At 52.2% G+C, this 26,549-nt stretch carries 26 protein-coding genes and 1 riboswitch; of the genes, 22 read left to right on the top strand and 4 right to left on the bottom strand.

What is annotated here, in order from left to right; all coding sequences use genetic code 11:
• Positions 1–247 precede the first annotated feature (247 nt).
• Complete coding sequence (locus AC3RCL_RS25245; RefSeq protein ID WP_492532676.1) at positions 248–2,212, top strand: hypothetical protein; 1,965 nt, start codon at positions 248–250, stop codon at positions 2,210–2,212.
• 93 nt (positions 2,213–2,305) lie between these two features.
• Here the strand turns inward: AC3RCL_RS25245 and AC3RCL_RS25240 are convergent, their stop codons facing one another.
• Entirely contained in the window at positions 2,306–2,692 is a 387-nt protein-coding gene (locus tag AC3RCL_RS25240; RefSeq protein ID WP_009593061.1) for a cupredoxin domain-containing protein, read from the bottom strand.
• Between the two features lie 320 nt (positions 2,693–3,012).
• Positions 3,013–3,372, bottom strand: coding sequence for a phage holin family protein (locus AC3RCL_RS25235; RefSeq protein WP_015737141.1), 360 nt, complete (start codon positions 3,370–3,372; stop codon positions 3,013–3,015).
• Between the two features lie 156 nt (positions 3,373–3,528).
• On the opposite strand from AC3RCL_RS25235, the gene AC3RCL_RS25230 reads away from it, so the two are divergent.
• From AC3RCL_RS25230 to AC3RCL_RS25215, 4 genes are all read left to right on the top strand, one after another.
• Positions 3,529–5,898 carry an endonuclease MutS2 gene (locus tag AC3RCL_RS25230; protein WP_492532673.1) on the top strand — a complete coding sequence of 790 codons (2,370 nt, stop codon included), beginning with the start codon at positions 3,529–3,531 and terminating at the stop codon, positions 5,896–5,898.
• A gap of 110 nt (positions 5,899–6,008) precedes the next feature.
• Entirely contained in the window at positions 6,009–6,428 is a 420-nt protein-coding gene (locus AC3RCL_RS25225) for a DUF350 domain-containing protein (RefSeq protein WP_009590305.1), read from the top strand.
• Positions 6,429–6,589: 161 nt separating this feature from the next.
• Positions 6,590–7,147 (top strand): hypothetical protein, encoded by a 558-nt coding sequence (locus tag AC3RCL_RS25220; RefSeq protein WP_096776423.1) that lies wholly within the window; start codon positions 6,590–6,592, stop codon positions 7,145–7,147.
• Between the two features lie 144 nt (positions 7,148–7,291).
• Positions 7,292–8,494, top strand: a complete 1,203-nt coding sequence (locus tag AC3RCL_RS25215; RefSeq protein WP_096776422.1) for an MFS transporter — start codon at positions 7,292–7,294, stop codon at positions 8,492–8,494.
• 170 nt (positions 8,495–8,664) lie between these two features.
• On the opposite strand, the gene AC3RCL_RS25210 is transcribed toward AC3RCL_RS25215, so the two are convergent.
• Positions 8,665–9,891 carry an NAD(P)/FAD-dependent oxidoreductase gene (locus tag AC3RCL_RS25210; protein WP_492532670.1) on the bottom strand — a complete coding sequence of 409 codons (1,227 nt, stop codon included), beginning with the start codon at positions 9,889–9,891 and terminating at the stop codon, positions 8,665–8,667.
• 139 nt (positions 9,892–10,030) lie between these two features.
• Between AC3RCL_RS25210 and AC3RCL_RS25205 the strand changes: the two genes are divergently transcribed.
• From AC3RCL_RS25205 to AC3RCL_RS25150, 12 genes are all read left to right on the top strand, one after another.
• On the top strand, positions 10,031–10,267 hold the full coding sequence (locus AC3RCL_RS25205) for a hypothetical protein (protein WP_009590298.1): 237 nt from the start codon (positions 10,031–10,033) through the stop codon (positions 10,265–10,267).
• A 40-nt stretch (positions 10,268–10,307) separates the two neighbouring features.
• The gene (locus AC3RCL_RS25200; protein ID WP_096776420.1) at positions 10,308–10,694 is read left to right on the top strand and encodes a spore coat protein; all 387 of its coding nucleotides are present in this window, start codon (positions 10,308–10,310) and stop codon (positions 10,692–10,694) included.
• Between the two features lie 190 nt (positions 10,695–10,884).
• Positions 10,885–11,385, top strand: a complete 501-nt coding sequence (locus AC3RCL_RS25195) for an Lrp/AsnC family transcriptional regulator (RefSeq protein WP_009590307.1) — start codon at positions 10,885–10,887, stop codon at positions 11,383–11,385.
• Positions 11,386–11,399: 14 nt separating this feature from the next.
• Positions 11,400–12,605: an aminotransferase class I/II-fold pyridoxal phosphate-dependent enzyme gene (locus AC3RCL_RS25190; RefSeq protein WP_015737134.1), complete on the top strand. Its 1,206-nt coding sequence runs from the start codon at positions 11,400–11,402 to the stop codon at positions 12,603–12,605.
• A gap of 118 nt (positions 12,606–12,723) precedes the next feature.
• Positions 12,724–12,987, top strand: coding sequence for an aspartyl-phosphate phosphatase Spo0E family protein (locus AC3RCL_RS25185; RefSeq protein WP_009590300.1), 264 nt, complete (start codon positions 12,724–12,726; stop codon positions 12,985–12,987).
• A gap of 224 nt (positions 12,988–13,211) precedes the next feature.
• Complete coding sequence (locus tag AC3RCL_RS25180) at positions 13,212–13,772, top strand: cob(I)yrinic acid a,c-diamide adenosyltransferase (protein ID WP_036659974.1); 561 nt, start codon at positions 13,212–13,214, stop codon at positions 13,770–13,772.
• A 3-nt stretch (positions 13,773–13,775) separates the two neighbouring features.
• Positions 13,776–14,840 carry an RluA family pseudouridine synthase gene (locus AC3RCL_RS25175; RefSeq protein WP_192570753.1) on the top strand — a complete coding sequence of 355 codons (1,065 nt, stop codon included), beginning with the start codon at positions 13,776–13,778 and terminating at the stop codon, positions 14,838–14,840.
• Positions 14,837–15,199 (top strand): arsenate reductase family protein, encoded by a 363-nt coding sequence (locus tag AC3RCL_RS25170; protein ID WP_492532666.1) that lies wholly within the window; start codon positions 14,837–14,839, stop codon positions 15,197–15,199. The genes AC3RCL_RS25175 and AC3RCL_RS25170 overlap by 4 nt, the downstream gene beginning before the upstream one ends.
• 296 nt (positions 15,200–15,495) lie before the next feature.
• Positions 15,496–16,392 carry a 5'-3' exonuclease gene (locus tag AC3RCL_RS25165; RefSeq protein WP_015737130.1) on the top strand — a complete coding sequence of 299 codons (897 nt, stop codon included), beginning with the start codon at positions 15,496–15,498 and terminating at the stop codon, positions 16,390–16,392.
• Positions 16,393–16,407: 15 nt separating this feature from the next.
• Positions 16,408–16,719, top strand: a complete 312-nt coding sequence (locus AC3RCL_RS25160; RefSeq protein WP_492532663.1) for a hypothetical protein — start codon at positions 16,408–16,410, stop codon at positions 16,717–16,719.
• A gap of 94 nt (positions 16,720–16,813) precedes the next feature.
• The gene (locus AC3RCL_RS25155; RefSeq protein ID WP_096776417.1) at positions 16,814–17,710 is read left to right on the top strand and encodes an ROK family protein; all 897 of its coding nucleotides are present in this window, start codon (positions 16,814–16,816) and stop codon (positions 17,708–17,710) included.
• A gap of 184 nt (positions 17,711–17,894) precedes the next feature.
• Positions 17,895–18,920, top strand: a complete 1,026-nt coding sequence (locus AC3RCL_RS25150; RefSeq protein ID WP_492532661.1) for an HRDC domain-containing protein — start codon at positions 17,895–17,897, stop codon at positions 18,918–18,920.
• A gap of 152 nt (positions 18,921–19,072) precedes the next feature.
• Here the strand turns inward: AC3RCL_RS25150 and corA are convergent, their stop codons facing one another.
• Positions 19,073–20,008: a magnesium/cobalt transporter CorA gene (gene corA, locus AC3RCL_RS25145; protein ID WP_009594304.1), complete on the bottom strand. Its 936-nt coding sequence runs from the start codon at positions 20,006–20,008 to the stop codon at positions 19,073–19,075.
• A 442-nt stretch (positions 20,009–20,450) separates the two neighbouring features.
• Positions 20,451–20,579, top strand: a riboswitch (SAM riboswitch).
• Positions 20,580–20,710: 131 nt separating this feature from the next.
• Here corA and metA point away from each other — a divergent pair.
• The 5 genes from metA (at position 20,711) to AC3RCL_RS25120 (ending at position 26,522) form a co-directional block, all read left to right on the top strand.
• Positions 20,711–21,628 carry a homoserine O-acetyltransferase MetA gene (gene metA / locus AC3RCL_RS25140; RefSeq protein ID WP_015737127.1) on the top strand — a complete coding sequence of 306 codons (918 nt, stop codon included), beginning with the start codon at positions 20,711–20,713 and terminating at the stop codon, positions 21,626–21,628.
• A 24-nt stretch (positions 21,629–21,652) separates the two neighbouring features.
• Positions 21,653–22,837: a PLP-dependent transferase gene (locus tag AC3RCL_RS25135; RefSeq protein ID WP_096776415.1), complete on the top strand. Its 1,185-nt coding sequence runs from the start codon at positions 21,653–21,655 to the stop codon at positions 22,835–22,837.
• Positions 22,834–24,054, top strand: coding sequence for an aminotransferase class I/II-fold pyridoxal phosphate-dependent enzyme (locus AC3RCL_RS25130; protein ID WP_255250641.1), 1,221 nt, complete (start codon positions 22,834–22,836; stop codon positions 24,052–24,054). Before AC3RCL_RS25135 ends, AC3RCL_RS25130 begins: the two co-directional genes overlap by 4 nt.
• 165 nt (positions 24,055–24,219) lie before the next feature.
• Positions 24,220–25,353, top strand: a complete 1,134-nt coding sequence (mqnC, locus tag AC3RCL_RS25125) for a cyclic dehypoxanthinyl futalosine synthase (protein ID WP_015737124.1) — start codon at positions 24,220–24,222, stop codon at positions 25,351–25,353.
• A gap of 263 nt (positions 25,354–25,616) precedes the next feature.
• A complete protein-coding gene (locus AC3RCL_RS25120) occupies positions 25,617–26,522 on the top strand; it encodes a putative sporulation protein YtxC (RefSeq protein ID WP_492532657.1) in 906 nt (301 codons plus the stop codon).
• Positions 26,523–26,549: the final 27 nt, after the last annotated feature.

The following is a 26,549-nucleotide window of genomic DNA, read 5'->3' as shown; positions in this document are numbered from 1 at the left end:
ACGTCCGCATCGAATCCATTACATCAGAGATTCGATGCGGGCTTTTTTGCTCTAAATTGAACTGGGATTTGCATCGGAAGGCCCGCAGGGTTCATAATTATAAGCACAAAACTGTGTTATCATATACCACACTTCGGTCTGTACTCTAGAGGTTCGTCTGTAGATGTTATCTCATATATAATGGATGCAGAGGATAGACCATTTCAGACATCATAGAATTTACACATAATAGAAGGAGGGCACAATTTTGACTACATCTGACCGTAAAAGCGTTACCGTAGACATCTACGGAACTTCCTATAAACTCGTTGGAAACAGCAGTGATTATACCAGACAGGTAGCCAATTACGTGGATGATCGCATGCGTACCATCTCCAAGGCGCACTCCCGATTGGATACCCCGCGCATTGCCGTCCTTGCCGCGGTACATATGGCTGAAGAAGCTTTGCAGAAGCTGGAGTATCAGAACGAGGCCAAGCAGATGACGGCCGAGCGGAATGAGCTGAGAACGGAACTGGCCAAGGTGCAGGGACTTCAAATCGAGCAGCAGGAGAGACATCGTCAGCAGCTGGAGCAGCTGGAACGCAAGCTGGCGGAGCAGACAACGCTGGCTGAAGAATACAGGAAATCCAAGGAGAACCTGACGGCGGAGTCGGAGCGTACGAAGGAGCTGCTCCAGAAGGAATCGGACCGCGTGGCGGAACTTCTGAAGGAGAAGCAGCAGCTTGAGGTGCGTCTTAAGGAGCAGCGCGAGAAGCTGGAGAGCGGCCACAAGCAGGCGATGGAAGATATGAAGCGCCGTTATGAAGGGCAAATTTCACAGTCGGCGCTCACGCATAAGCAGGCCGTCGAGAAGCTGGAACAGAGTTTGCGGACTTCAGCGAAGCAGGCTGAAGAGAAGCTGGCGGAGCAGTTGAAGAAACAGGAGAGCACTTATAAACAAGAGGCGCTTCTGAAAGAACAGCAGCACTCGAAGACCGTGCAGGATCTGAAGCAGCAGAATTCGAAGACGGTGCAGGATCTGAAGCTGGAGCACTCGAAAACCTTGCAGGATTTGGAGCAGCAGAACTCGAAGACCGTGCAGGATCTGGAGAAACAGCTCGCCGAGCAGCGCAATCGCGGCGGCCAGCTGCACTCGCGGTTAACGACCGCGGAGAAGGAACTGAACACGGTAAAAGCGGAATCGGACAAGCTGAAGGAAGAGCTCCATTCGTCCAAGCAGCAAGCTGAAGCTTCCTCGCAGGAATTGCGTTCCTTCCGTACGAAGGCGGAAGGGCTGGCGAAGGAACTCGAGGCCCTGAAGCAGGAATCCGGCAAGTCGGAGGAAGAGCGCAGACGTCTGCAGAAGCTTGTGGTGGATGCGAATCAGACCTCCCGCAAGCAGCAGGAAGAGCTGCAGCGTCTAAGCAGCGAGCTGCAATCCTGGCGGACGCTGGCGGATCAGCGCAAGGAGGAGACCGGCGAGCTCGAGATGAGAATCGTCGAGCTGATGGAATTGAACGAAAGCCTGGAAGAGGGAATGAAGGGGCTTCAGGATGAAATCCATGTGATGAAGGACGAAGCGGACCGGATCCTTTCCGAGCGGCGAAGCGCCCAGGAGGAATTGAAGGAGCTCCAGCTCCGCAACGAAGAGCTGGAGAAACTCACCCAGGACGCGGGAATCCGCGAGGAAGAGACCGGCAAACTCTACGCCATGCTGGAAGAAGAATACGATACGGTGTCGAATCAGCTCGATGAGCTTCGCAAGAAGGCGACCGCCAGCGAAGAGCGTGCAAGCGAACTTGCCGAGCAGCTGAGGGAGTCCGAAGAGCGCGCCGTTCATTGGCAGGACCAATACCAGCAATGGATGGCGGAACGGGAACAGCTGGCTGCAGACAGCGAGAAGCTCGCCGCAGAGCGCGATGAGTGGAAACGAACCAAGCTTGCGCTGGAAGAAGAGCTTCAGTCCTGGCAGCAGGAGATTGCATCCGCGCGTCAGGTCTGCGACCGTCTGGAAGGCGAGAAAAGCCAAGCGGCACAGCAGTATTCCGAGCTTGGCGAACAGTACGAGCTGGTTATGCACCAGTATCGGCTGCTGCAGGCAGAACAGGAATTGAAGGCGGAGCAGGCCGCGCAGCTTGAAGAAGAACACCGCAAGCTGAAGGAAGAGTATGCGAAGCTCCAAGTTGAATATAATGAATGGATCGAGTTGATTGAGCAGGATCAGCGTTAGGCCATGACGAAGATGTGAACCTGAAAAAACCTCCGGATCAGAGAGAGGAAACTCTGGCGATCCGGAGGTTTTCATTTTGCATAGCAGGCCCTGCTATTCTTCGACGATCAGTTTGGATATCATTTTGCTGTGACCGGCTCCGCACATAATGGAACACGAAACCTCGAATTCTCCTGCCTTGTCAGGCGTAACGACGGTTGAGTTGTTCTTTCGGTCCAGCTGCAGGCCAAGCGCAGGAATCATAACGCCGTGGTTGCCGTCTTCGTTCTCGTAAGTAATCTTGACGGGCACCCCTTTTTTGAGGTGATATTCGGCTTGGTCAAATTGGAAGTTGGAGCCTTTAATCACGAGTTCTGCTTCCGGTGCCACGCCGGTATCCGTGATCCCCGAATTGCCCTCGGACTCTTGTTGGTTTCCGCCGCAGGCCGCCAATACAAAAAGGAGCATACATGAAACAAGTAGTGCTATGCCTTTTTTCACTATAATCTCTCCTGACTATGAAATAATTGTGAAAATTAATTTCCAATCTTTATGATAGCTCAGAACGGGAGTCGACGCACATGCCTGTTATGAAAAATTGGTGAACGTGAAGCGTTTGCAACGAATTTTATGGATTTACGTTATAATGAAGGGGAAACATAGTCAAAGAGGACGGGAACTTGCTCGAACACGGACAACCCCCTGTCATATAGCAACAGGGGGCAGTTGTGGGGAATGCATCGATGGATTTAACCGCGAACCGGGATCGTTCAGGAAGAGCTCCGTCAGGATCCTTTGACAGAAGCGGGCGGCCTTCTATCTTATTCTTTGCGGTTTTTGCCTGCTTCAAACGGGGTGGAGATCGGAATGAACAGATCGATGATCCCGATGACCAGTGCAGCAAGCAGAGCACCCAGAATGGAGACGCTAACGCCTCCGACGATGAACTGGGCCAGGTAAATGACAAGCGCGCTCACAATGAAGCCCACGATGCCGCGCCCAAACGGCGTGACTTTTTTGCCGAAGATGCCCTCGATAGCCCAGCCAAACAGGGCGATGACGAGTGCAAGCAGCAGGGCGCTTCCGAATCCGCCGACGGAGAATTGAGGGACGATCCATCCGACGACCATAAGGACGAGAGCCGCTACGATAAATCGAACGACATGCCCGAGAAATTGCATGGTACCTGCCTCCTTAGAATAAGACTGGAATGTTACGCAGAATTTATTTTGTTCAATCGGACGTTAGGTTATGTGTGGAAGGATTTTGGATTCCATGGCGATTTCGCATGGCGTTCGATATAATATAGGCATTGATTGAGAGGAGTTGTGAACTTCTTGAACGACAAGATTTTGCACACTTTAGAATACCGGAAAATTTTAAATACATTGACGCAATATACCCAAACCTCCATGGGAAGTTTGAGGGCTGAAAGGTTAATGCCAGAGACCGACCTCGAAGCCGTGAAGGATCTGCTCGCGGCCACCGACCAGGCTTACACCGTAGACAGGCTTAAGGGCAACCCGTCCTTCCGCGGCATTACCGACATCAACGATGCTTTGAAGCGGGCTCGAATCGGAGGCACGCTGAATCCGCATGAATTGCTTGCCACGTCGAACACGATTCACGGGTCGCGACGAATCAAACGGTTTATCGCTGCGATTCATGAGGATGAGAAGATTGATATTCTCTTTAATTTAAGCGATCTTATTTCGGAGCAGAAGCCGCTGGAGGATGCCATTCGGCTCTGCATCGATGAAACGGCCGAGGTGCTGGACTCCGCAAGCGCGGAGCTGTCGCAAATTCGGAGGGAGCTGCGAGGCGGAGAGGTACGCATCCGCGAGAAGCTGGAATCCATGATCCGTTCGCAATCGGTGGCGAAAATGCTGCAGGACCAGCTGATTACGATTCGCGGCGACCGATTCGTCATTCCCGTCAAAGCGGAGTATCGCTCCCACTTTGGCGGTATCGTACACGACCAGTCCGGCTCGGGCGCGACACTGTTCATCGAACCGGAGTCCATCGTGGCGATGAACAACAAGCTGCGCGAGACCCGGATGCGGGAAGAACGGGAGATTGAAGTGATTCTGCAGAAGCTGACCGCCCAGGTCGGCGAACAGGCTGAACTGCTGTCCATCGACGTCGATCTGATCGGGCAGCTCGATTTTATTTTTGCCAAAGCCCGTTTAGCTCATGTGATGAAGGCTTCGCTCCCGCGGATGAACGACAGAGGATATATTAAGCTGCGCAGAGGCAGACATCCGCTCATACCGACGGACCAGGTCGTGCCGCTGGACGTGGAATTGGGCAATTCCTATACCTCCATCATCGTCACGGGCCCGAATACCGGCGGTAAGACGGTTACGCTCAAAACGATCGGTTTATTAAACCTGATGGCGATGTCCGGACTGTTTATTCCGGCCGAAGAAGGCAGCCAGATGTGCGTGTTCGATGCGATCTACGCGGATATTGGCGATGAGCAAAGCATTGAGCAGAGCCTGAGTACCTTCTCCAGCCATATGACCAACATCATTCGCATTTTAAGCCAGATGACGCCGAAGAGCCTGGTCCTGCTCGATGAAGTGGGGGCGGGGACCGACCCGGCGGAAGGTTCGGCTCTGGCGATTTCCATTCTGGAGCATATCCACCGCATGGGCTGCCGCATGATCGCGACGACGCACTATTCCGAATTGAAGGCATACGCCTATGAACGCAAAGGCGTGATCAATGCCAGCATGGAGTTCGATATCAATACCCTAAGTCCGACTTATCGGCTGCTGGTGGGCGTTCCTGGACGAAGTAACGCGTTTGCTATTGCAGAACGTCTGGGATTGCCGGGATCCATTCTGGAATTCGCCCGCGGGGAAGTGAAGGAAGAGGATCAGCGGGTGGAGCATATGATTGCGTCCCTCGAGGAGAACCGGCATACCGCTGAAGTGGAGCGTGAGAAGGCGGAACAGGTCCGGAAGGAAATGGAGGAACTGCGTCAACGTCACCAGCAGGAGCTTCAGAAGCTCGAGGAGCAGAAAGACAAACTCGTTGATAAGGCTCGGGCGGAAGCAAGACAGATCGTGGACAAGGCGCGGAGCGAAGCCGAGGAGATCATTGCGGACCTGCGCAAGATTGCCCAGGAGGAAGGGGCTTCCGTTAAGGAGCACAAGCTGATCGCGGCCAGAAAGCGCCTGGATGACGCCGAGCCGCAGCAGGGCAAGAAAACGGGCGGCCAGCGTTCTGCGATGCAGCAGCGCAGCATCGAGCCCGGGGATGAGGTTCGGGTATACAGCCTGAATCAGAAGGGGCATGTCGTGGAGATGTCCGGCTCGAAGGAAGCCGTCGTTCAGCTTGGCATTATGAAGATGAAGGTCGCGCTGGACGATTTGGAGCTGCTGTCGAATCAAGCCGCCAATGCCAAGCAGGCACCGAAACAGCATGCCACCGTCCTGAAGCGGACCCGCGATGCCAACATCCGGAATGAGCTGGATTTAAGGGGAGCGAACCTGGAAGAAGCCTTGATCGAGGTGGACCGGTTCATTGATGAGGCGTTTTTGGGGAATCTGGGACAGATCTACATCATTCACGGCAAGGGAACCGGCATTTTGCGAACCGGCATTCAGGATTATTTGCGCAAGCACAAACATGTCAAGAGCCATCGTTTAGGCAATTACGGCGAAGGCGGCAATGGCGTTACGATTGCCGAGTTGAAATAAGAAATCAGGAACCGTTTTCTCCTTCAATCGTATAACATATCATCAATAGGGTTCAAAACGATGGGATGCGAAAGGTGCCGCATCCCGTTTATCAGGGAGGAAATAAGGGAATGACGGAAGCGATTGATCATTTGCTGACCCATCCGCTTGGGGTGCTCGTCGGCTATTTCTCGGTTGCGATACTTGCACTTATTGTTTACTTGTATTGCTTTGAATTGGTTACCAAGTACAATTGCTGGGATGAAATACGCAAAGGAAATGTTGCCGCGGCCATGGCGACCGGCGGCAAGGTCTTTGGCATTTGTAACGTGATGCGGTATAGCATCACGGCGAATACGTCCATTTACGGCATGATTAAATGGTCGTTCTTCGGGTTTATACTGCTTTTATTGGCTTATTGGCTGCTTGAATTCTTGACGCCTGTGTTTTCGGTCGATGAAGAGATTGGCAAGGATAATCGGGCAGTGGGCCTGATCGTGCTTCTTATCACCGTATCTTTGTCTTACATTATTGGAGCGAGCATTACTTAAGGGCTTCGGGAGGAAAAGAACGATGAAATATTTACCGCGGATATTGTTTGCGGCAGCCATGATTTTTTTCGTGGCAGGTATTGTATACTTAATGTCTCAATAAAAATAACGTAAACAGGGCCATTCATGGCCGTTTGAATAAAGAAAGGGATGAATGACCGATGGAACCGACGGTTTGCCCATGGTGCCAAAGTGAGATTGTATGGGATGAGGAGATAGGTCCCGAGGATACCTGTCCTCACTGCGCGAATGAGCTTAAAGGCTACCGCACACTGAATATCGCATTGCAAGATGAAGATGAAGAGGACGGCGGGGAGGAATATGAAGAGGCTTATGAGCCTTCCGACGAGGAGGCGCGCGATCTTCATCGCATCTGGGGCTCCGACCATGAATCGCTGTCATCGCTTCGCACCGTGGATAAGTACGGGGAAGATCACGATCTTTTTGCATTCGAGGAGACGGTGGAGGGGATCCTGGACCAACAAGAGGAAGTGCCCGAGTGTCTGCATTGCCGAGAGTATATGCTCCATGCAGGAACGCAGCGCGTGAGCGGAGAAGGCTTCCAGCCGGTTCACGCACCCTTGATCCAAGCTCCCATTCTGCAGCCTCCGTATGATCTGAACGTTTATGTATGTCCCGGATGCTTCCATGTGCAGTACAATTTGGCAGAGAACGACCGGCTTCGGATGATCAAGAGTTTTATCCATAAAAAGGAATAGAGTTGCGGAGCGGCGCTGTTGCCGATCCCGCGGATGACTTAAGGAAACTGCCGGCGGCGGTTTCCTTTTTTTTGTTCATGAAGTGGAGCGCGAAGGGGTAAAATACCTTGGACTTCAAGTGAAAGGGCAAGGGAGGAACTGTATATGAAGTTGACAAAGGACCCCCAGGCTATGCTTCTGTTATCGGTTCATGGGTTGTTTATTCTATCGAGCGCATTGTCGGGTACGTTCCTCAACGTATACTTATGGAAAAGCCGCCAAGATTACACCATGCTCGGCTGGTTCACGATTGCGCAGCAGGTGGCGCTTGGCCTGACGTTCTGGGCCGCCGGCAAATGGGTGAAGGAGCATAACAAAATGAATGCGCTTCGCCTGGGAATTGCCGTGTCCGGCTTGTTTTATCTATGCGTGCTGTGGGCAGGGAGGGACGCCGTCCATTACATTTGGCCGCTCGGCCTGCTGTTCGGTGTGTCTTTAGGATTGTTCTGGTTGGCCTTTAATGTGGTTTACTTCGAGGTGTCGAGTGCGGAGAACCGGGACTGGTTTAATGGCTGGATCGGGCTCTTGGGCTCCATAACGGGGATTATCGGTCCGTGGCTGGCAGGCTGGATCATCACGCTGATGCATGGCGATCAGGGCTATCGGTTTATTTTTACCGTGTCGATGGCCATCTTCGCCGTAACGGTGGTCATGAGCTTTTTTCTGCGCAAAAGGCCGGTTCAAAGCGATTATCACTGGCTGGAAGGGGTAAGCCGCCTCAAGGAGGGCGGTGTTTGGAAATACGCGGTATTAGGCTTGGCTGTTCAGGGAATCCGGGAGGGCGTGTTCTCCTTTCTCATCACGCTGCTTGTTTTCGTGGCGACGGATCAGGAGTCCAAGCTGGGGCAATTCGCGTTGATTACTTCGGCCGTTTCACTGGTCAGCTACTGGGCCTGCGGGAAATGGTTCAAGCCCAAATTCCGTAAAACCGGCATGCTGGTTGGTTCCGTATTGATGCTGCTTGTCATCATGCCGCTGCTATTTACGGTCAACTACACTACGCTGCTGGTGCTGGGAATCGGGACGTCGCTCTTCATTCCGCTGTACATGATGCCGGCTATATCGGCCAGCTTCGATCTCATGGGCGTGAATCAGGAAAACGTGGAGAAGCGGGTGGAGCTGGTCGTGCTCCGGGAACTCAGTCTGACGATAGGCCGAATCACGGGCTTGCTTGTTTTCATTCTTGTACTGTCATTCAGGCAGGATACGTTAACGATAACATTGCTGCTGCTGTTTCTGGGGGCATCCCCCATCGGATCTTGGCTGTTCATACGAAAGCTGTTTCCTAGCAAAGGACAAGCCGCCTGAGCCTGATGGCATCGATGTGAGACATGGAGATCATGCAATGAGCGAAAGTTGGATAACGCAGGTCAGCGACGTTCTTTTAAAATAGAAGGCCGCGACGCGGAGGCAAATCGTACAAACGCAAAGAAGGTATCTCCAAGGCCGCAGGGCCTGTTAGGGGATACCTTCTTAATTTATGTGAAGTTCAGGTCGATCGGACGCCTCAGCGAGAACCATTTCAGTTCTTCGGGCTCTCTGCCGGCAATCGTCTCGGCCAGGAGGTCGGCGGCGATCATGCTGTAAACCATACCGTTTCCGCCATAAACCTCGATGAAGTAGCTGTGCGGATACTGCGGATGTCTGCCGATCAGCGGGATGCCGTCTTTGGTGGAGGCAAACACGCCAGCCCAGCTGCACGCCATTTTCACGTCCGTCATCGTAGGGAACAGCTTATGAATTTCATTCAGCAGTCTCTGGCTTCTTGGCTCGGCGTATTCCTCCGGTTTGCCTGAAGGAGGCAGCGGCTCATCCAGTCCACCGGCCATGATCCGCCGGTCCGGCGTTGTCCGGAAATAGAGATATGGACGGTCGGTCTCCCATATAAGAGCCCGCTCATACCACGAAGACAGATCGTGAACAGGCTCGGTCATAATGGCATAGGTATTGAGGAGATCCACTTGATAATCCGGCTTCCATTCTTGGGTGCTGTACCCGGTAGCCCAGATCACGTGTTTGGCTGAAACGCTTCCCAGATCCGTCATGACGGTGACATCGTTGTGTGTATACCTGGTTTCTTTCACTTCGCTGTTTTCATAAATTCGCAGCCCCTGATCGCCGGCATCTTGAAGAAGATGATGTCCGAGACGGTAGGGATTGACTTCGGCATCGCCGCGGGTATAGATGGCGGCTTCCTTTGAGAACGGAAATTTAGCCTTCACATCATCGCGGTTCCAGTACTGCACGTCGAAGCCCTTGCGTTTGAGGAGGTCATACTCATGACGAATCAAGCCGATATCTTGAGGGTTGCTGGCATAGTAGAGGCTGCTTCGAGAGATCAACCCGGAATCCCTTGACAACGTATTCGCGATTTCAGTGATCCGACGTATGGCATTTCTGCACATCATGTAGAAAGCGGTACCCCGGTCCTCGCCAAAATGTTGAATCAAATTCGAAAGGGGACAGTCGTTGGAGATTTGCAGCAGTCCCGTATTGGCGGAAGTGCTGCCCTCGCATACTCGATTTTTCTCCAGGAGAATGGCGTCGACGCCTTGCACGCTCAGGACATAGGCCATCAGGGCACCGCTGATACCGCCTCCGACGACCAGCACGTCGCAGCTAAGCCGGTCCGAGAGCACGGGATATTTTTTTACCGGTTCGGTGTTTAAATATTTCCAGGGCGTTGTTCCGCCGGTCAGTAACATGATCCATCCCCTCCCATCGTCACATCGCAATTAGTTTGGTCGTTCCTTCCGCATTTCATGACATCTTGCGACATAGATTTGTACAACGGTGGCATACTAGGTCCTGTCAACCTAAATGGAAAGGGGAACAACGAACCGTATGACACCCAATCAGCAATTACAGCCTCTCACTTCAAAAGAGCTGGATTATATCGTGGACTGCATCTCCAACGAGACCATGCTGGCCAAGCATTGCGCCGCTACGGCTGCAGCCAGTCAGAACCCTGCCATTCAGCAGGCACTGCTCGGATTCGTCAAGCGACATGAGCAGCATCTTGATATGTTGGTGAACTCCCTTCAGACCCACAGCAGCGTTGCGCCCAACCAGCCGCAGTAAGCAGACAGTGCATAACCTACAACCCCAAGGAGGAACTACGATGGCAACCCCTAACGGATCTTCATTCCTGCCCGAAGAGGATTTGCTCAGCCCGATACTGGGAGAGCTGAAACGGGCCGTTCGAGAATATACGACAGCCACGACGGAAGCCACTTGCCCTGACGTGCGTCAAATGTTTACCCATTTGACCACGGATACGCTGAGTCTGCAAGGCGAATTCTTTAATATGATGAAGCAGCAGAACATGTACACCGCAGGCACGCATGCGCTGAAATACGACGTGGACAAGCAGCATAAACAAGCGCAGCAGTCCGTACAAAAAACTCGGGAAACGATAAATCAAAAAACTTCAAGCATGGGCGCGTATGCGCACAATCCGAACGTTGAGCCCCATGCAACCAATGTATCCCCTGCTTCTTATATGTAATGTAACCCAACCATCTATGGTTAACGCAACGATTTCGCCGATGACACCTCCAGCATTCGCTGCGGGCATGCATCGGTTTTTTTCTTTTGCACATCCCGTGTAAGTTATTGTAATATAAGTATTAATCTCTGTTCCGACAAAACCGTGTGTCACGAGCGGTTATTCGGAATAAGTGCTGGAGGATACGTACATGGAAGAGCTAAGCGAATTGAAACTGAAGGTGCTTGACCTGCTGAAAGAGGACGCGAGAAGATCGCCGGCTCTACTCTCTACTCTACTCGGTGTAGAAGAGGAAGAAGTAAAGACCTCCATTGCGGAGCTTGAACGAGATCACGTCATTGTCAAGTACGCCACCGTTGTCAATTGGGGCAAGGTGGAGGACGAGAAGGTTACGGCGCTGATCGAGGTTCAGATAACGCCTGAGCGCGGAAGAGGCTTTGAAGGAATCGCGGAACGGATTTATTTGTTCCCGCAGGTGAAGTCGGTTTATTTGATGTCAGGCGCCTACGACCTGCTGGTCGAAGTGGAAGGCGGTAACCTGCGTGAGGTGGCCAATTTTGTTTCCGAGAAACTGTCGCCTATTGATTCTGTATTATCGACCAAAACGAATTTCATTTTGAAAAAATATAAACAAGACGGGATTATTTTTGAAGAACGTCAAGAAGACAATCGTCTCCTGATCTCGCCGTAAAGGAAGCGTGTGCTATGATTTTGAACGAACAGCAGCTTGCAGAAAATAACAGGAAATCGATGAGCTCCTATTTGGCGCCTAGAGTCAGGGATATTCAACCCTCCGGAATCCGGAAATTTTTCGATCTCGTCAGCGGAAACAAGGATATTATCACGCTAGGCGTCGGGGAGCCTGATTTCGTTACGCCGTGGCATGTACGAGAAGCGTGCGTATATTCATTGGAACGCGGGTTTACGGGCTATACGTCCAATGCCGGCATGCCGGAGCTGAGGGAAGCGATCGCGGAATATTTGAACGACAGCTTCCATGTGACCTATAATCCTGCGAATGAAATCATCGTAACCGTGGGCGGCAGTGAAGCGATTGATCTGGCGCTGCGGGCCTTGATTGTTCCCGGAGATGAAATTCTGATTCCGGAACCGTGTTACATTTCGTACTCGCCGATCGCTTCAATCGGCGGCGGCGTGCCCGTCGGCATCGAAACGACGGCGGAGCATCATTTCAAACTGACGGCCGAGGCGCTGGAAGCGCAAATCACGCCCAAATCAAAGATTCTGATTCTCTGCTATCCGAGCAATCCGACAGGGGCGATCATGACCTACGAGGATTGGCTTCCGATTGCGGAAGTGGTGGAAAAGCACGATCTGATTGTGATATCCGATGAAATTTATGCCGAACTCACGTATGAAGGCAAGCATGTCAGCTTTGCCTCGATGCCCGGCATGATGGACCGCACCATACTGGTGAGCGGCTTTTCGAAGGCGTTTGCTATGACCGGCTGGCGTATGGGATATGTGTGCGCCCATACGGATCTCATTGCCGCCATGCTGAAAATTCATCAGTATACGGTCATGTGTGCACCGGCCATGGGGCAAGTCGCAGCGCTTGAAGCATTGCGTAACGGCATGGGGGAGAAGGACCGAATGGTTGAATCCTATAACCAACGGCGCAGACTCGTTGTGCAGGGGCTGCGGGAGATCGGTCTGGATTGCCACGAACCCCAGGGAGCGTTTTACGCCTTCCCAAGCATCAAGGGAACGGGACTCGGCTCGGAAGAATTCGCTCAGCGATTGCTGACCGAAGCCAAAGTGGCCGCAGTGCCGGGCACTGCCTTCGGGCTTGGCGGGGAAGGTTTCATTCGCTGTTCTTATGCTACATCCATTGCTCAACTGAATGAGGCATTGGAGCGAATGGGCAATTTTGTTGAAAAAATAAAGTAGGCAAGGAATTCGTTGAACTTTTTCCTTGAATTAACAAAAGATTCACTTTTCATTGACGAAAATTATGTTATAATTTTATTTTGGGGGCAGAATTTTACTTTCCAAGGAGGGATCACCAGTGTTTTGTGATTATGAATTGTCAAACTACCGTGGTGATTATACGGCTGAAGACAATAATCACGGTAAATGGTCAATTAAATCAGCCAAATCCACTCCTCAGGAAATTACCTTGGAAGACGAAATTCACATGCTCCGCCGGAAGATGGAGCAAATATTTCTGGAAGAGCAGTCCTTCACGTCGGAAATTGTGATCGAGATCAGCAGTTTGCTGGATCTGAAGATCAACGAATATATGAAGGCCCATCCCAAAAAGAAACTCTAAAATATTTCACCATTAAATAATACAAGGCTGTTCCTAGAGTGAGAATACTCGTGGTTCAGCCTTGTTTGTGTTTAAAACCAAACGCAACCTAAAGCACTTCCCTCTAGGCGTTATCGGCCTTGGGTTTATTCGGCCGCAGCGGGAACGTGATCCGAAATTATGCTATAGTGAGCATAATAAGATGTTATGGTGTTCGTTCTAGATATGAAATGGAGGAAGATGTGATGAAGGTATATACAAGAACGGGAGATGCGGGGGAGACTTCGATTATTGGCGGTCGCGTGCCCAAGGATGATCCGCGCATCGAAGCGTACGGCACGATCGATGAATTGAACAGCTTTGTCGGTCAGGCCGTGTGCTTGGCCAAGGAAGCCGATTTTGAGGAGCTGTATCTTCAGCTCGTTCAAATCCAGCATGAACTGTTCGATTGCGGCTCGGATCTGGCTTATGCGAGGCCGCGGGAGGATAAACTCAAGGTCGGTGCCGAGCTTGTGGATCGTCTGGAGGCGTGGCTGGATGCATTCGAAGAGAAGAACCCTCCGCTTGAGCGCTTTATTCTGCCGGGCGGAAGCGCCTTGTCTTCTTCGCTGCATGTATGCCGGACCGTATGCCGCCGCGCAGAAAGGTTGACCGTTACGCTGCAGCGAACCACCGAGATCAATCCGGAGGTCCGCCGGTACTTGAACCGGTTGTCCGATTATTTCTTTGTTGCCGCACGGGCAGCCAATGTGCATGCCGGGATACCTGATGTTGAATATGAGCGAAGCGGAAAGGTGTTCCGGTAATAGATGAGTCTGTACTATCCGCCAATCCGCTATGTCGTGCCTTCACACGAAGACGGCATGCTGCTTAAGACCATTTTGCAAAAAAGAATGGGGGTATCCCGCAAGCTGCTCTCCCGCCTCAAATTGACGGAGCAGGGCATTATGCTGAACGGGACCCGCGTATATATTAGCGTTAAAGTGCAAGCGGGCGATTTGGTCGAAATTCGGATGGAGCAGGAACGTTCCAACGATATGCTGCCCCAGCCCATGGAACTTCATATTCTGTACGAGGATGAGCATCTGCTTGTCTTGAACAAGCCGGCAGGGGTCATCGTGCATCCCACGCATGGGCATTACACCGACACGCTGGCCAACGGCGTCGTTCATTATTGGCAGGAGAAGGGCTGGAATTACCGGTTCAGAGCGGTTCACCGGCTCGATCAGGAGACTTCCGGCGTACTGGTAATCGCGAAGAATGCGTATATTCATCAGCATGTTTCCGAACAAATGATTGCCGGCACCGTCGATAAGAGGTATGTCGCTTTTGTGCATGGAAGACCTTCTTCGCAGACAGGCGATATTGACGGTCCGATTGATCGGGATCCGTTGGAGCCCCACCGGCGCATCGTAACTCCGGAAGGATATCCTTCGCTTACGCGGTATAGGGTATGCGAAACATACCCCTCCGCATCTTTGGTTGAATTGAAGCTCGAAACAGGCCGGACGCATCAAATTCGGGTGCATATGCTAAGCATCGGTTGTCCATTGATCGGAGATCAGATGTACAGGCATCCCGTATACAGCGATCAGGAATTGTTATCGAATGCGCCGGAGAGGGATGAGGATTCCCATGGGGCCGTCGGGTCATTGGATCCGTTAGCCGCAACGATCATGAGGCTGGACGGCTATATGGACAGGCAGGCGCTGCATGCGGCAAGCCTGACGCTGATGCATCCGATAGAGGGGAAGACGATGGTATTCACGGCCCCGCTACCTGAGGACATGAAATCATTGAGATTAGCGCTCGCGCAAGAAGCTGTCACTTCATTATGTAACACTACAACATTAGAGGGAGAACCTATTGAATGAGCAAACTGAAAGTATATCAATATCCGAAATGCGGGACTTGCCGCAACGCCGTGAAATGGCTGCAGAACGAAGGACATGAGCTGGAGCTTCAACATATTTTCGAACAACCGCCAAAGAAGGACGAGTTAGCCGACCTGATCGCCAAGAGCGGACTGGAGCTAAAGAAATTTTTCAATACGAGCGGCGAGGTATACAAGGAAATGAACCTGAAAGACAAGCTGCCCGGCCTTTCCGATGAGGAGAAGATCGAACTGTTGTCTTCCAACGGAAGATTGATCAAGCGTCCGATCGTGACCGACGGCGACAAAGTAACCGTTGGCTTCAAAGCGGAGCAATATCAGGAGGCATGGCAGAAGTAACGGTCGTTTTTGGGATATGACAGACACAAAAGACAACCTGCGACAGTGATTGATTACGAGAGTCACGGAATCGGTTTGCCGAAGGGCAGCCATTCGCCGGTAACGATGTCGTCCTGCTGATGAAGGCAGAGCATTCCATGGTCTTTCGACCATCGGAATGTTCTTTTTTTGTGAGCAGCCCGCGATAGGAAATTCAAAGAAATACCCTGTGACAAGCCCAAGTCCATATAAGGATATGGTATAATGACAAGGTATATTTTAAGGTTATACCAGAGAAGTTAAAGTTAGGAGCGATTATGACCGTGATACCCAATCCACAACCATCCTTAATGCTCGTCGACGGGATGGCTTTATTATTTCGTGCTTATTATGCAACCGCGTCCAGCGGTTATATCCGTCGTACCAAAGCGGGTGTGCCGACCAACGCGATTTACGGTTTCCTGCGGTATATGTGGGATGCCATCGATAAATTTCAGCCTACCCATGTGGCTTGCTGCTGGGATATGGGCTCAAAAACATTCCGCACGGAGCAATTCGCCTCGTATAAAGGCAATCGTCCGGAAGCGCCGGATGACTTGGTTCCGCAGTTCTCGCTGGTTCGCGACGTGACGGAATGCCTCGGGATCCCGAATCTGGGCGTTGTGGGTTATGAGGCCGATGACTGCATCGGTACGCTTGCCAGACGGTTCGGAGATAGCATGAACGTCATGATCCTGTCGGGCGACCACGATTTGCTTCAGCTCGTGAACGATTCGACTTCGGTCATCATTATGAAAAAGGGGCATGGCAATTATATGCACTATACACCGGAGACGCTTTATGCCGAAAAGGGTCTTTCTCCAAGACAGGTAATCGATGTAAAAGGCCTGATGGGAGATACGAGCGACAATTATCCGGGCGTACGCGGGATCGGCGAGAAGACGGCTGTCAAGCTGATCCAGGAATATGAATCCGTGGAAGGCATCCTTGCCAATCTTGATTCATTGACCAAAGGGGTTCGCACCAAGATCGAAGCGGATTTGGAGATGCTGCATCTGTCCCGGGCCCTGGCCGAAATTCATTGCGAGGTTCCAATGGAATGCGAGCTCGATTTGTGCCGCCTGAGCGTGGATCACGAACGTGCGTTAACCAAACTGGAGGAGCTGGAAATGAAGAGTCTTGGCCATCTTTTTGGGGTGGCGGTGGTTTCCTAGCCGCTTCAGTCGAAGGTGTCGTACCGGAGACATCCGCAGCAGGCCGAGGCACTTCTTCAATTCACCAGGAAGCCTGAAATCAGCGGCGTCTTCATGGTGGCTGGATCGTGTTTGTGGAGCCGTCGTCGTGACCATGACGAAAATGATCGGCTCGGGTTGCCGGAATGGCAGTCGATAAAAACATCACTGCGGTCCAGCATCAGTGCCTTTATACTGGAATCAGCGGCGGCACGCTGGATGTCCCGGCGCGCGTTTGTCGGCAGAACGGCCGGCGAAACGCCGCGGCTCGGAACGGGCAGAGGCAGAGAAAGAGGCAGGCAGACTTGACGGGAGCACAATGTTTACATATGCTTCGAATAGAGCTTGTTAGCAACCATATAGAGAACAAGGCACAGCACATCGTGGAGAGGATGGAAGAAGCATGAGTTTACTTGGAGCAATTGAAGCAGGAGGAACCAAGTTCGTTTGCGGCGTGGGTACGGAGGATGGAACGGTTGTGGAGCGAGTGAGCTTTCCGACGACAACCCCTGAAGAAACCATGGCAAACGTCTTTAACTTTTTTGCGGATAAGGATATAGAGGCGATCGGAGTCGGTTCGTTCGGACCGATTGACCCGGTGAAAGGCAGCCCGACCTACGGCTGCATTACAACGACGCCGAAGCCGCATTGGAGCAATTACAATATCGTCAAAGCATTGGAAGAGCGTTTTGACGTTCCGATCGGATTTGATACGGATGTAAACGGAGCTGCTCTTGGAGAATATACGTGGGGGGCGGCCCAGGGACTGGACAGCTGTCTTTATATCACCATCGGAACGGGAGTGGGAGCAGGCGCCGTGGTATCCGGCGAACTGATTCACGGCCTGTCCCATCCGGAGATGGGGCATATTTACGTCCGCCGTCATCCGGAAGACAAATATGAGGGGACCTGTCCTTATCATGCAGACTGTTTGGAGGGGCTTGCTGCGGGACCGTCTCTTGGCAAACGCTGGGGTGTTCCCGGCGTGGAATTGACGCCGGATCATCCGGCTTGGGAGATGGAAGCTTATTATCTCGCTCAAGCGCTGATGAATTATGTCCTCATCTTGTCCCCTCAGCGGATCGTGATGGGTGGAGGCGTGATGAAGCAGGAGCAGCTGTTCCCGCTGATCCGCACGAAGCTTCAAGAGCTGCTGGCAGGATATGTTCAGCATCCAAGCCTTCATGACGGGATCGATCAATTCATCGTTCCGCCGATGCTCGGCGATAATGCGGGTCTCTGCGGCGCATTGGCATTGGCCAAGCTGGCAGTGGATGAAGCCAAGAGCATTCAAGCTTAGCCTGATTTCTTATATAGGGCAAGTTCAAAATGGATTGGATTCTATTACAGATTATGGTATTATAGTTTCAACAGTATAATGTATGGAACGAAGGAAGCACCTTTCTTGCCGCTGCGCGGAGGAGAGGTGCTTTTTTGCGTTGTCCGCCTTTATGCTGATTGCGTAAACGGGAGGTTATCGAGGGATGCAAATTGTGTTCATGAATCGGATGAGCGGAGCGGATGAGTCAGGTCATCTCCGTTCGGCCCAAGTATGGATCGGCGAGGAAGAAGGAGGATGGCGACTCGGCTGGCGGAATATGGAACCGGACGGTGAAGTTTCCGATGACGAATGGTATGAAGGCAACTCATGGAATGAGCTGCTATGCGTGTATCGGCACCAGCTTGCGAAGAAGCTCGGAGAAGGCTTCCGCCCGCTAATCGAAGGGGTATTCCATGAACCTGGGGAGACCGGGAGCAAGAATCTCGGCACTCAGAAGCTGCAGTGTTACAGCGAGCTGTACGGATCGGAGGAGCTGTACACGGAGCTGTGCGCCTGGCGCAGGAGAAAGGCAGCATCCGGAAGAAAAGCGCCCTATTTCATTGCCAGCAACCGGGTGCTGCGTATGATCAGCGCTTTTGTTCCCCAGAGTGAGGAAGAGCTGCTGCAGCTTCCGGGAATCGGGGTTAGCAAGGCTTCGGAGCACGGGGTGGAATGGCTGGAGATTACGACGAAAACCGAGCGAACCACCACGTTTCCACTGGATTGGGTGTATACGCAGCTGCCGGAAGAGGAGTTCTTGTCCTGGCTGTATAAACAGAAGGAACAGAGATTTCAGCAGGAGCTTGAACGCTTCCGAACCCGCCGTGCGATGCTGATTGGCATAGCCGAGGGCGCTTCGCTGACCGAGCTTGAAGCGCGTACCTCGCTGTCGCGCCGGGATTTGGTCGAGGAATTGGAAGGGCTTGAGAAGGAAGGCTATGATACGGAGCAGCTGCTCCAGGTCGAATTGAACACGATGACGGCTGCGGAGCAGGAAAACGTATGGAAGGCGTTTGAAGAGTTGGGCGATACGTTTCTTAAACCTGTGTTACAGCGGGTATACGGACAGGGACAAGCGGAGAACGCAGAAGCAGAAGAGCTGGGCGGAACGGAGAGGCTGTATGAGCGGCTTCGTCTCATACGGATCCGCTTTCGGCGCGATCAGCCCGGCAAAGCGAATGCCGGTTAATCTGCCTTAAACGAAGTCAGGACGGATTCTCCCGGTTGCAGGGAGATCCGTCCTGATGCTAATTCGCCGTGCTTGTAGATTGAGTTTGAATTGCGGCCGTTCGTATGAACCGTTGTGATCCGGCCAGTACTCTCCCCTTTGACCAGGGTGCCTCATATCCAATCTTTTTTACGGAACAGGTAAAACATGAGCGCGCCGGCAAAAACCATGATGCCGATAACCACATAATAGGAATATCTCCAATGAAGTTCCGGCATATACTCAAAGTTCATACCGTAGATGCCCGTAATCAGCGTCAATGGAATAAAGATCGTTGTAATAGCGGTAAACACGCGCATGATTTCATTGGCCCGATTGGCGATACTGGATTGGTAAGCTTCCCGAAGGTTCCCCATGAGATCCCGATAGGTCTCGAACGTTTCGGAAATTTTAACGGCATTTTCATAGATATCGCTGAAGTATTTCTGCAGCTGGTCATCGATCAGCCGAAGATCTTTTTTGTTGAGCGTATTGATAACTTCCTTCTGAGGTCCAAGCACCTTCTTCAACCAAAGAATCTCGCTTCGCAGACCGATGATCTCGCTGAGATGGGATTTTTTGGTATGCATCAGAATGTCTTCCTCCAGCTTTTCAATCCGCGCTTCAATTCGGTCCCCTACGGAGAAGTAGTTGTCCGTGACGAGGTCGATCAAGAGATAGAGGAAGCGGTCAGGCGTGCTGACTTCATCCTCCCAGAGTAGCGGTTTGACGGTGCGGAGCTCATGGATCTTTTGCTTGGTCACCGTAATAATAAAATGCCTGCCCAGGAAAACATTCAATGCCCGAAGGAAAATCTCTTCGTCGTCAAACCGGATGCTGTTCACGACGATAAAATAGTGGTTCTCGTATATTTCAATTTTGGGACGCTGCTCCTCTTCGCTGAGGCAATCCTCAACGGCAAGATCATGCAGGGAGAAGAGGGGCTGCAGTTCGGCTAAATCATCCACGTCCGCATCCAGCCAGTAGAAGCCGCTGGCCGGAGCTGTCAGCGTCATTTCGATGTCATCAACAGGGGTAAATACGCCCGAATCGACCAACCGGATTTTCATCTGATATCACTCCTTTGTCTAATCCAAGCTGCTTAAGTCAAGCAGTTAAGGCACAGGATATCAGCCCACCGGTGTACGGGCATAAATCGAGGAAGGTTAGAATACGATAAAAAGCGCATGAAAAATAACGCTGCCCTCTGCCGGTAAGCTGATCTTGATCCTATGCGGTTGTGCGTCTTGTGCATCCAGTTTCTGGCTCGGGTCACCGTCCATCTTCCATGTCACCTCTTTCATACTCGGTTTTAAACAGCACTTGTCTAGTATAACGCCGGGTGTAGGACCTTTCAAGTGAAATCCGGAGCAGTCCAAGGGCCATGATATAGGGTATGGAAACCTTTGGTGAAGTGTGACAAACTCATGAAAAGGTTCTTGACGAAAAATTGAGGATGATTTAAAGTAGGTATCAATTACGAAACAATTCCAAACAACTGAATAAAGCGAAATCTTATCAAGAGCAGGTGGAGGGACTAGCCCTATGAAACCCGGCAACCGGCGGCAACATCGCACGGTGCTAATTCTTGCAGGAGATACGACGATTGTATAAGCCGTTGTATAGCCTGACAGATGAGAGAGGCGCATTGTGATACGTATATGATGACCTTTCTCTACTTCGAGAAAGGTCTTCTTGCGTTTATACAGTCTAACGCTCTTTCTCACAGCTTTATGGATGTATCATTTCATATTTCGAAGGAGTGAGCCGAGATGCCAATTAAAATTCCGGATGCCCTGCCGGCAAAGGAAGTTCTGGCTGGAGAAAACATTTTTGTCATGGATGAGAGTCACGCGTTTCATCAGGATATCCGCCCGCTGCGGATTGCGATCCTGAATTTGATGCCAACCAAGGAAACGACGGAGACCCAGCTGCTGCGATTGATCGGCAACTCCCCGCTCCAGGTGGATGTCGTCCTTCTTCACCCGAGTTCCCACGTATCGAAGAATACGTCGGCCGAGCATTTGAAATCATTTTACAAAACCTTTGAAGAAGTGAAGAACCGTCGTTTTGACGGCATGATCATTACAGGAGCTCCGGTCGAGCAGCTGGAGTTCGAAGAAGTGAATTACTGGGATGAGCTTACTGAAATTTTTGAATGGACCAAGACCCATGTAACCTCCACGCTCCATATCTGCTGGGCGTCGCAAGCCGGGCTTTATTATCATTACGGCGTGCCGAAATACAGCCTCGAGGAAAAGTGCTTTGGCGTATTTCCGCATACGATCAATGAAGCGTGTACCAAGCTGCTCCGCGGATTTGACGAAATGTTCTTTGTTCCGCATTCCCGTCATACGGAAGTTCGGCGCGAAGACATAACAGGCGTGGATGATTTGGTCATCCTGTCCGAGTCCGAGGAAGCAGGGATTTATTTGGTATCCAGCCGGGACGGCAAGCAGATTTTTGCCACAGGGCATTCCGAGTATGATGCGGACTCCCTGAAATGGGAGTATGACCGGGACGTTGCCAAAGGCATGGACATCGCGCTGCCGCGCAACTATTACCCGAACGACGATCCAACAAGAACCCCTCCGTCCATATGGCGCGCGCATGCAAACTTATTATTCACTAATTGGCTCAATTACTATGTATATCAGGAAACGCCATATGATATCGGTCCGCAAATTTAAAAGCGTACGGGAGGAGAGTTTGTGATGGAGAAGAAACCTTTGAATATAGAGAGCCGGCTGGCACAGATCGGATCGGTGCAGGAACCGGTAACGGGAGCAGTGAATTTTCCGATTTATCAGGCTACGGCATACCGCCATCCTAAATTAGGCCAGAGCACGGGGTTTGATTATGCCCGCACCAAGAATCCGACCCGTTCGGTACTCGAGGATGCTTGCGCCGAGCTGGAATCCGGTGACGCCGGCTTTGCCTGCAGCTCGGGCATGGCGGCCCTTCAGACGATTTTTGCGCTGTTCGGTCAAGGCGATCACCTGATTGTGTCGCTCGATCTGTACGGAGGGACGTATCGGCTGCTGGAGCGGATCATGTCCAAGTTCGGGGTAACGGCAACCTACGTGGATACGAACGACTTGGATGCGCTGGAAGGATCCAGACGACCGAACACGAAGGCCGTATTTATCGAAACGCCGACCAATCCGCTCATGATGGTTACGGATATCGAAGCCGTCTGTACGTGGGCAAGACGCCATCAATTGATCAGCATCGTGGATAATACGCTGCTAACCCCGTATTTCCAGAGACCCATCGAGCTTGGGGCGGATATCGTCATACATAGCGCCACCAAGTATCTGGGAGGGCATAACGATGTGCTGGCAGGCATCATCGTGACGAAGGGCAAGGAATTATCCGAGGAGATGGCCTTCCTTCATAACTCCATCGGGGCGGTGCTGAGTCCTTCCGATTCCTATCAGTTAATGAGGGGAATGAAGACACTCGCGCTTCGCATGGACCGGCACGAATCGAATGCAACCGCGGTGGCAACCTTTTTGACAACCCACCCGGCGATCGGCGAGGTGTATTACCCTGCTCTGCCGGATCATCCGGGGCATGAGATCCAGAATCGCCAATCCAGCGGCAACACGGGCATCTTCTCCTTCAAGGTGAAGGACGCCCGCTATGTCGAGCCGGTGCTGCGGCACATCAAACTGATTGCATTCGCAGAAAGCCTCGGAGGCGTCGAGTCCCTGATGACATACCCGGCGGTCCAGACCCATGCGGACATCCCGCTTGAGATTCGGGAAGCGATCGGCGTGGACGACCGCTTGCTTCGGTTCTCGGTCGGCATCGAGCATGCGGATGACCTGATCGCGGATTTGGATGCTGCGCTGGGCGCGGCTATGGCAGAAGTGGAAGGGAGCACGGGAGCATGAGCATCGATAAAGGTCTATCCGGCTTGGGAACGGAAACCAAGCAGGTATCAGTAAAACAGGGACACCAAGAAGAACTTCGTTTCGAGACGAAACTATTGCATTTCGGCGGGGAAATCGACCGGGCAACCGGCGCCTCAAGCGTTCCGATCTATCAAGCCTCGACGTTTCATCATGAAGACGTCTTTAACCCGCCGCTGCACGATTACAGCCGTTCCGGCAATCCGACGCGGCAAGCGCTGGAAGATTATATCGCCCTCTTGGAAGGAGGCGTGCGCGGCTTCGCTTATGCATCCGGCATGGCGGCGATCTCCAGCTCGTTCATGCTGCTGTCCGCGGGCGATCACATGATCGTGACGGAGGACGTATACGGCGGAACCTACCGCCTGCTGACCAGCATACTGAGCCGTATGGGCATCGAGAGCACCTTCGTCGACATGACCGATCTGGAGCAGGTGAAGGCGGCCCTCAAACCGAATACAAAAGCGGTTTATATGGAAACCCCTTCGAACCCGACCTTGAAAATTACCGACATCGGCGCCGTCACGGATTGGGCGAAGGAGCAAGGCCTGCTTACCCTGCTGGACAATACGTTCATGACGCCGTTCTATCAGCGCCCGATCGAGTTCGGCGTGGATATCGTCATCCACAGCGCAACCAAATTCCTTGGCGGACACAGCGATGTGCTGGCAGGTCTCGCCGTAGCCAGAACCCAGGAGCTGGGAGACCAGTTGAAACAGCTGCAAAATGGTTTGGGCACGGTGCTTGGAGTGCAGGATTCCTGGCTCCTTATGCGGGGCATGAAGACGCTCGGCACTCGGATGGCCCACTCCGAGCAAAGCGCGGCCAAGCTGGCGGCCTGGCTGCAAGGGAGAAGCGACATTGAGCAAGTGTATTACCCCGGCCTCTTGAATCATCCGGGACGGGAAGTCCATGAGAAGCAATCGAGCGGTTACGGCGCGGTCATCTCCTTTGACGTCGGCTCAGGCGAGCGTGCGAAGCAGGTGCTGAACCGCGTGAAGCTGCCGCTGGTAGCCGTCAGCCTGGGAGCAGTGGAAAGCATCCTGTCGTATCCGGCGATGATGTCCCATGCGGCCATGGGCGAGAAGGTTCGGCATGAGCGCGGCATTACCGACGGTTTGCTCCGCTTCTCGGTCGGACTGGAGGATGTGGATGACCTGATTGCCGATTTGGACCAGGCCTTTTCTGCCAGCAACTAAAGATTTTTATGAAGCAATGAACCTCATTTGAAGATTTGCCAAATCATAGAATTCGGCATCCTGTCACGGACGGGATGTCGTTTTTAATGGCGGAATGTGGTAGGATGGGATAGATGAAGTTTTACTGGCGATTTGTATTTTGTTTTAAGTAGGGAGGCTGCAAGAATGAGTGCGGTAAACCGTATATTGGATAAAGCTTTACGCGGTGAGCGTTTAAATTTGGAAGATACCGTGACCCTTTTTGAGAGTGATGAGATCGAGAAGATTGGCCATGCGGCGGATGTGATGACCAAGCGCCTGCATCCGGATCCCATCACGACGTTTGTTATCGGCCGGAATATCAACTACACCAACATATGTGATGTATTCTGCCGTTTCTGTGCTTTTTATCGCAGACCCGGCTCTTCCGAGGGCTATGTTCTGCCGGATGAGACGATCTTCCAGAAGATTCAGGAAACCGAGGACGTCAACGGTACTGAAATTTTGATGCAGGGCGGAGTCAATCCGGATTTGCCTTTCAATTATTATACGGATCTGCTTCGTAATATTAAGAAGCGGTTCCCTAACATTACGATGCATTCCTTCTCCCCGGCGGAAATCATGAAGATGGTGGAGATCTCCGGGCTCACACTCGAAGAGGTGATGCGCGAGCTTCACAGCGCCGGTCTGGATTCGCTGCCTGGCGGCGGCGCGGAGATTCTGGATGATCGCATCCGCAAAAAAGTCAGCCGTTTGAAAGGTACATGGCGGCAATGGATGGATGTCATGCAGACGGCCCATAAGGTCGGCATGAACACGACGGCTACCATGGTGATCGGTCTGGGCGAAACGATGGAAGAGCGTGCGCTACATATGCTTCGCGTGCGTGACGCACAGGATGAATGCATCCAGAACGGGTATGACTCCAAAGGCTTCCTTGCCTTCATTCCGTTTACCTTCCAGCCGGACAACACGAACCTCAAGCGCGAGCGCGAAACGCCGGAAGCGTACCTGAAGACGGTAGCCATCGGCCGGCTTGCGATCGACAACGTGCCGAACCTGCAATCGTCCTGGGTAACGATGGGGCCTGAGATCGGCAAGCTGTCGCTCAGTTACGGCTGCAACGACTTCGGCAGCACGATGATGGAGGAGAACGTGGTGTCTTCCGCAGGCGCCGTGTACAAGGTCAACATTGAATCGATTATTCAATTAATCCGCGAGACCGGCAACATTCCGGCTCAGCGCAACACCCGGTATGATATCCTTCGCGTGTTCGAGGATAACAGCACCGTGGAGCGCGACTTCGTAATGCAGAACTAATCGCATAATTTATAATCCGCAAGACGGGCCGACTCGGCCCGTTTTTTATTTAGATATCAGAAAGTATACACTCAAAAAGCATGAACCTTCCTGATATCGCAATAAAAAATTACAGAAAAGAGCGGCAGGCCCTTCATGGAACGTGCGTTGATAAACATTTTTAATATGCGCGCCGGGACTTGCTTGTTTTTCCAAGCAGGAGTTCCGTATATACCCGAGCGGGTCCCCATATACTGAAAAGGGAACTCGAAAGGAGTGATTCCATGGAACTGTTCAGCATTTCTGTCGGTACGCGGACGGAAGACGAGAAAAAGGCGTTCCACCGCATATTGTCAGACAAGCAGAAAGAGCTACATAAACAGTGCAAGCCGCTCAAATTCACATTCAGCGCTTCGAATGACCGCGTGATTTGGACGTGCTCCGGCAAGCTTCCGCTGTCTTCGTGGACCGCATCGGCCGACACGCTGCGCCGGCTTGCTGCCGAAGCGGTCACGGCTTACATTCTGGAGGAGAAGGAGCAGGAGATTGCTGCACGGTTAATGTTCTCGGAATTCGAGTTTGATGATGAGGAAGAAGCAGGGCGGATTTTGCAGTGGTTTTTGATGCTCCTGCAAAAAGAAGAAGGCCCGTCCGGGGATTTCTGGCAGAGCCGCAAGCGCAAGCTGTACGAAGGCATATATCAATGCCTTAACGAGGCGCCGGAGCTCAATCTGGACGGTTTCATGACCTTCAGGCTCCAGTCCTATGAACAGGAGCTTCGCGAGATGGCCGAGTACGCGGTGGATGAGTTCATGCTTGATCAGCAGTATGAGGAGTTCGTAAGCCTGCTGAAATATTTCGTTTATTTTCAGGAGCCGAAAATGCCGCTGGTTCACGTCATTCATAAAGGGGAAGAGGACTTTTTGCTGCTGGACGGCAATCTTCGCCCGATCGAACGCCCTCGTGACGACGGACTGGTTATGGAAAGGCTGGACCAGGAGATGGAGATTGAGGATATGGTCGTCAGCACGCTGATTTCGGTATCTCCGGCCCGCATGATTATCCACACGAGACAGCCGGAGCTTCCCGTCATCGCAACATTGGCCCATATCTTTGATAACCGAGCCGAAGTATGCTGCAGCTGTCCGGAATGCAGCGCGCTTCTGGGAAGCGGACGAATGATGACTTGACGCACCGAAGCGGTCAGGATTATAATT

The organism is Paenibacillus sp. MT86 (assembly GCF_058792535.1).
This window is presented reverse-complemented; position numbering and strand designations above follow the sequence as displayed.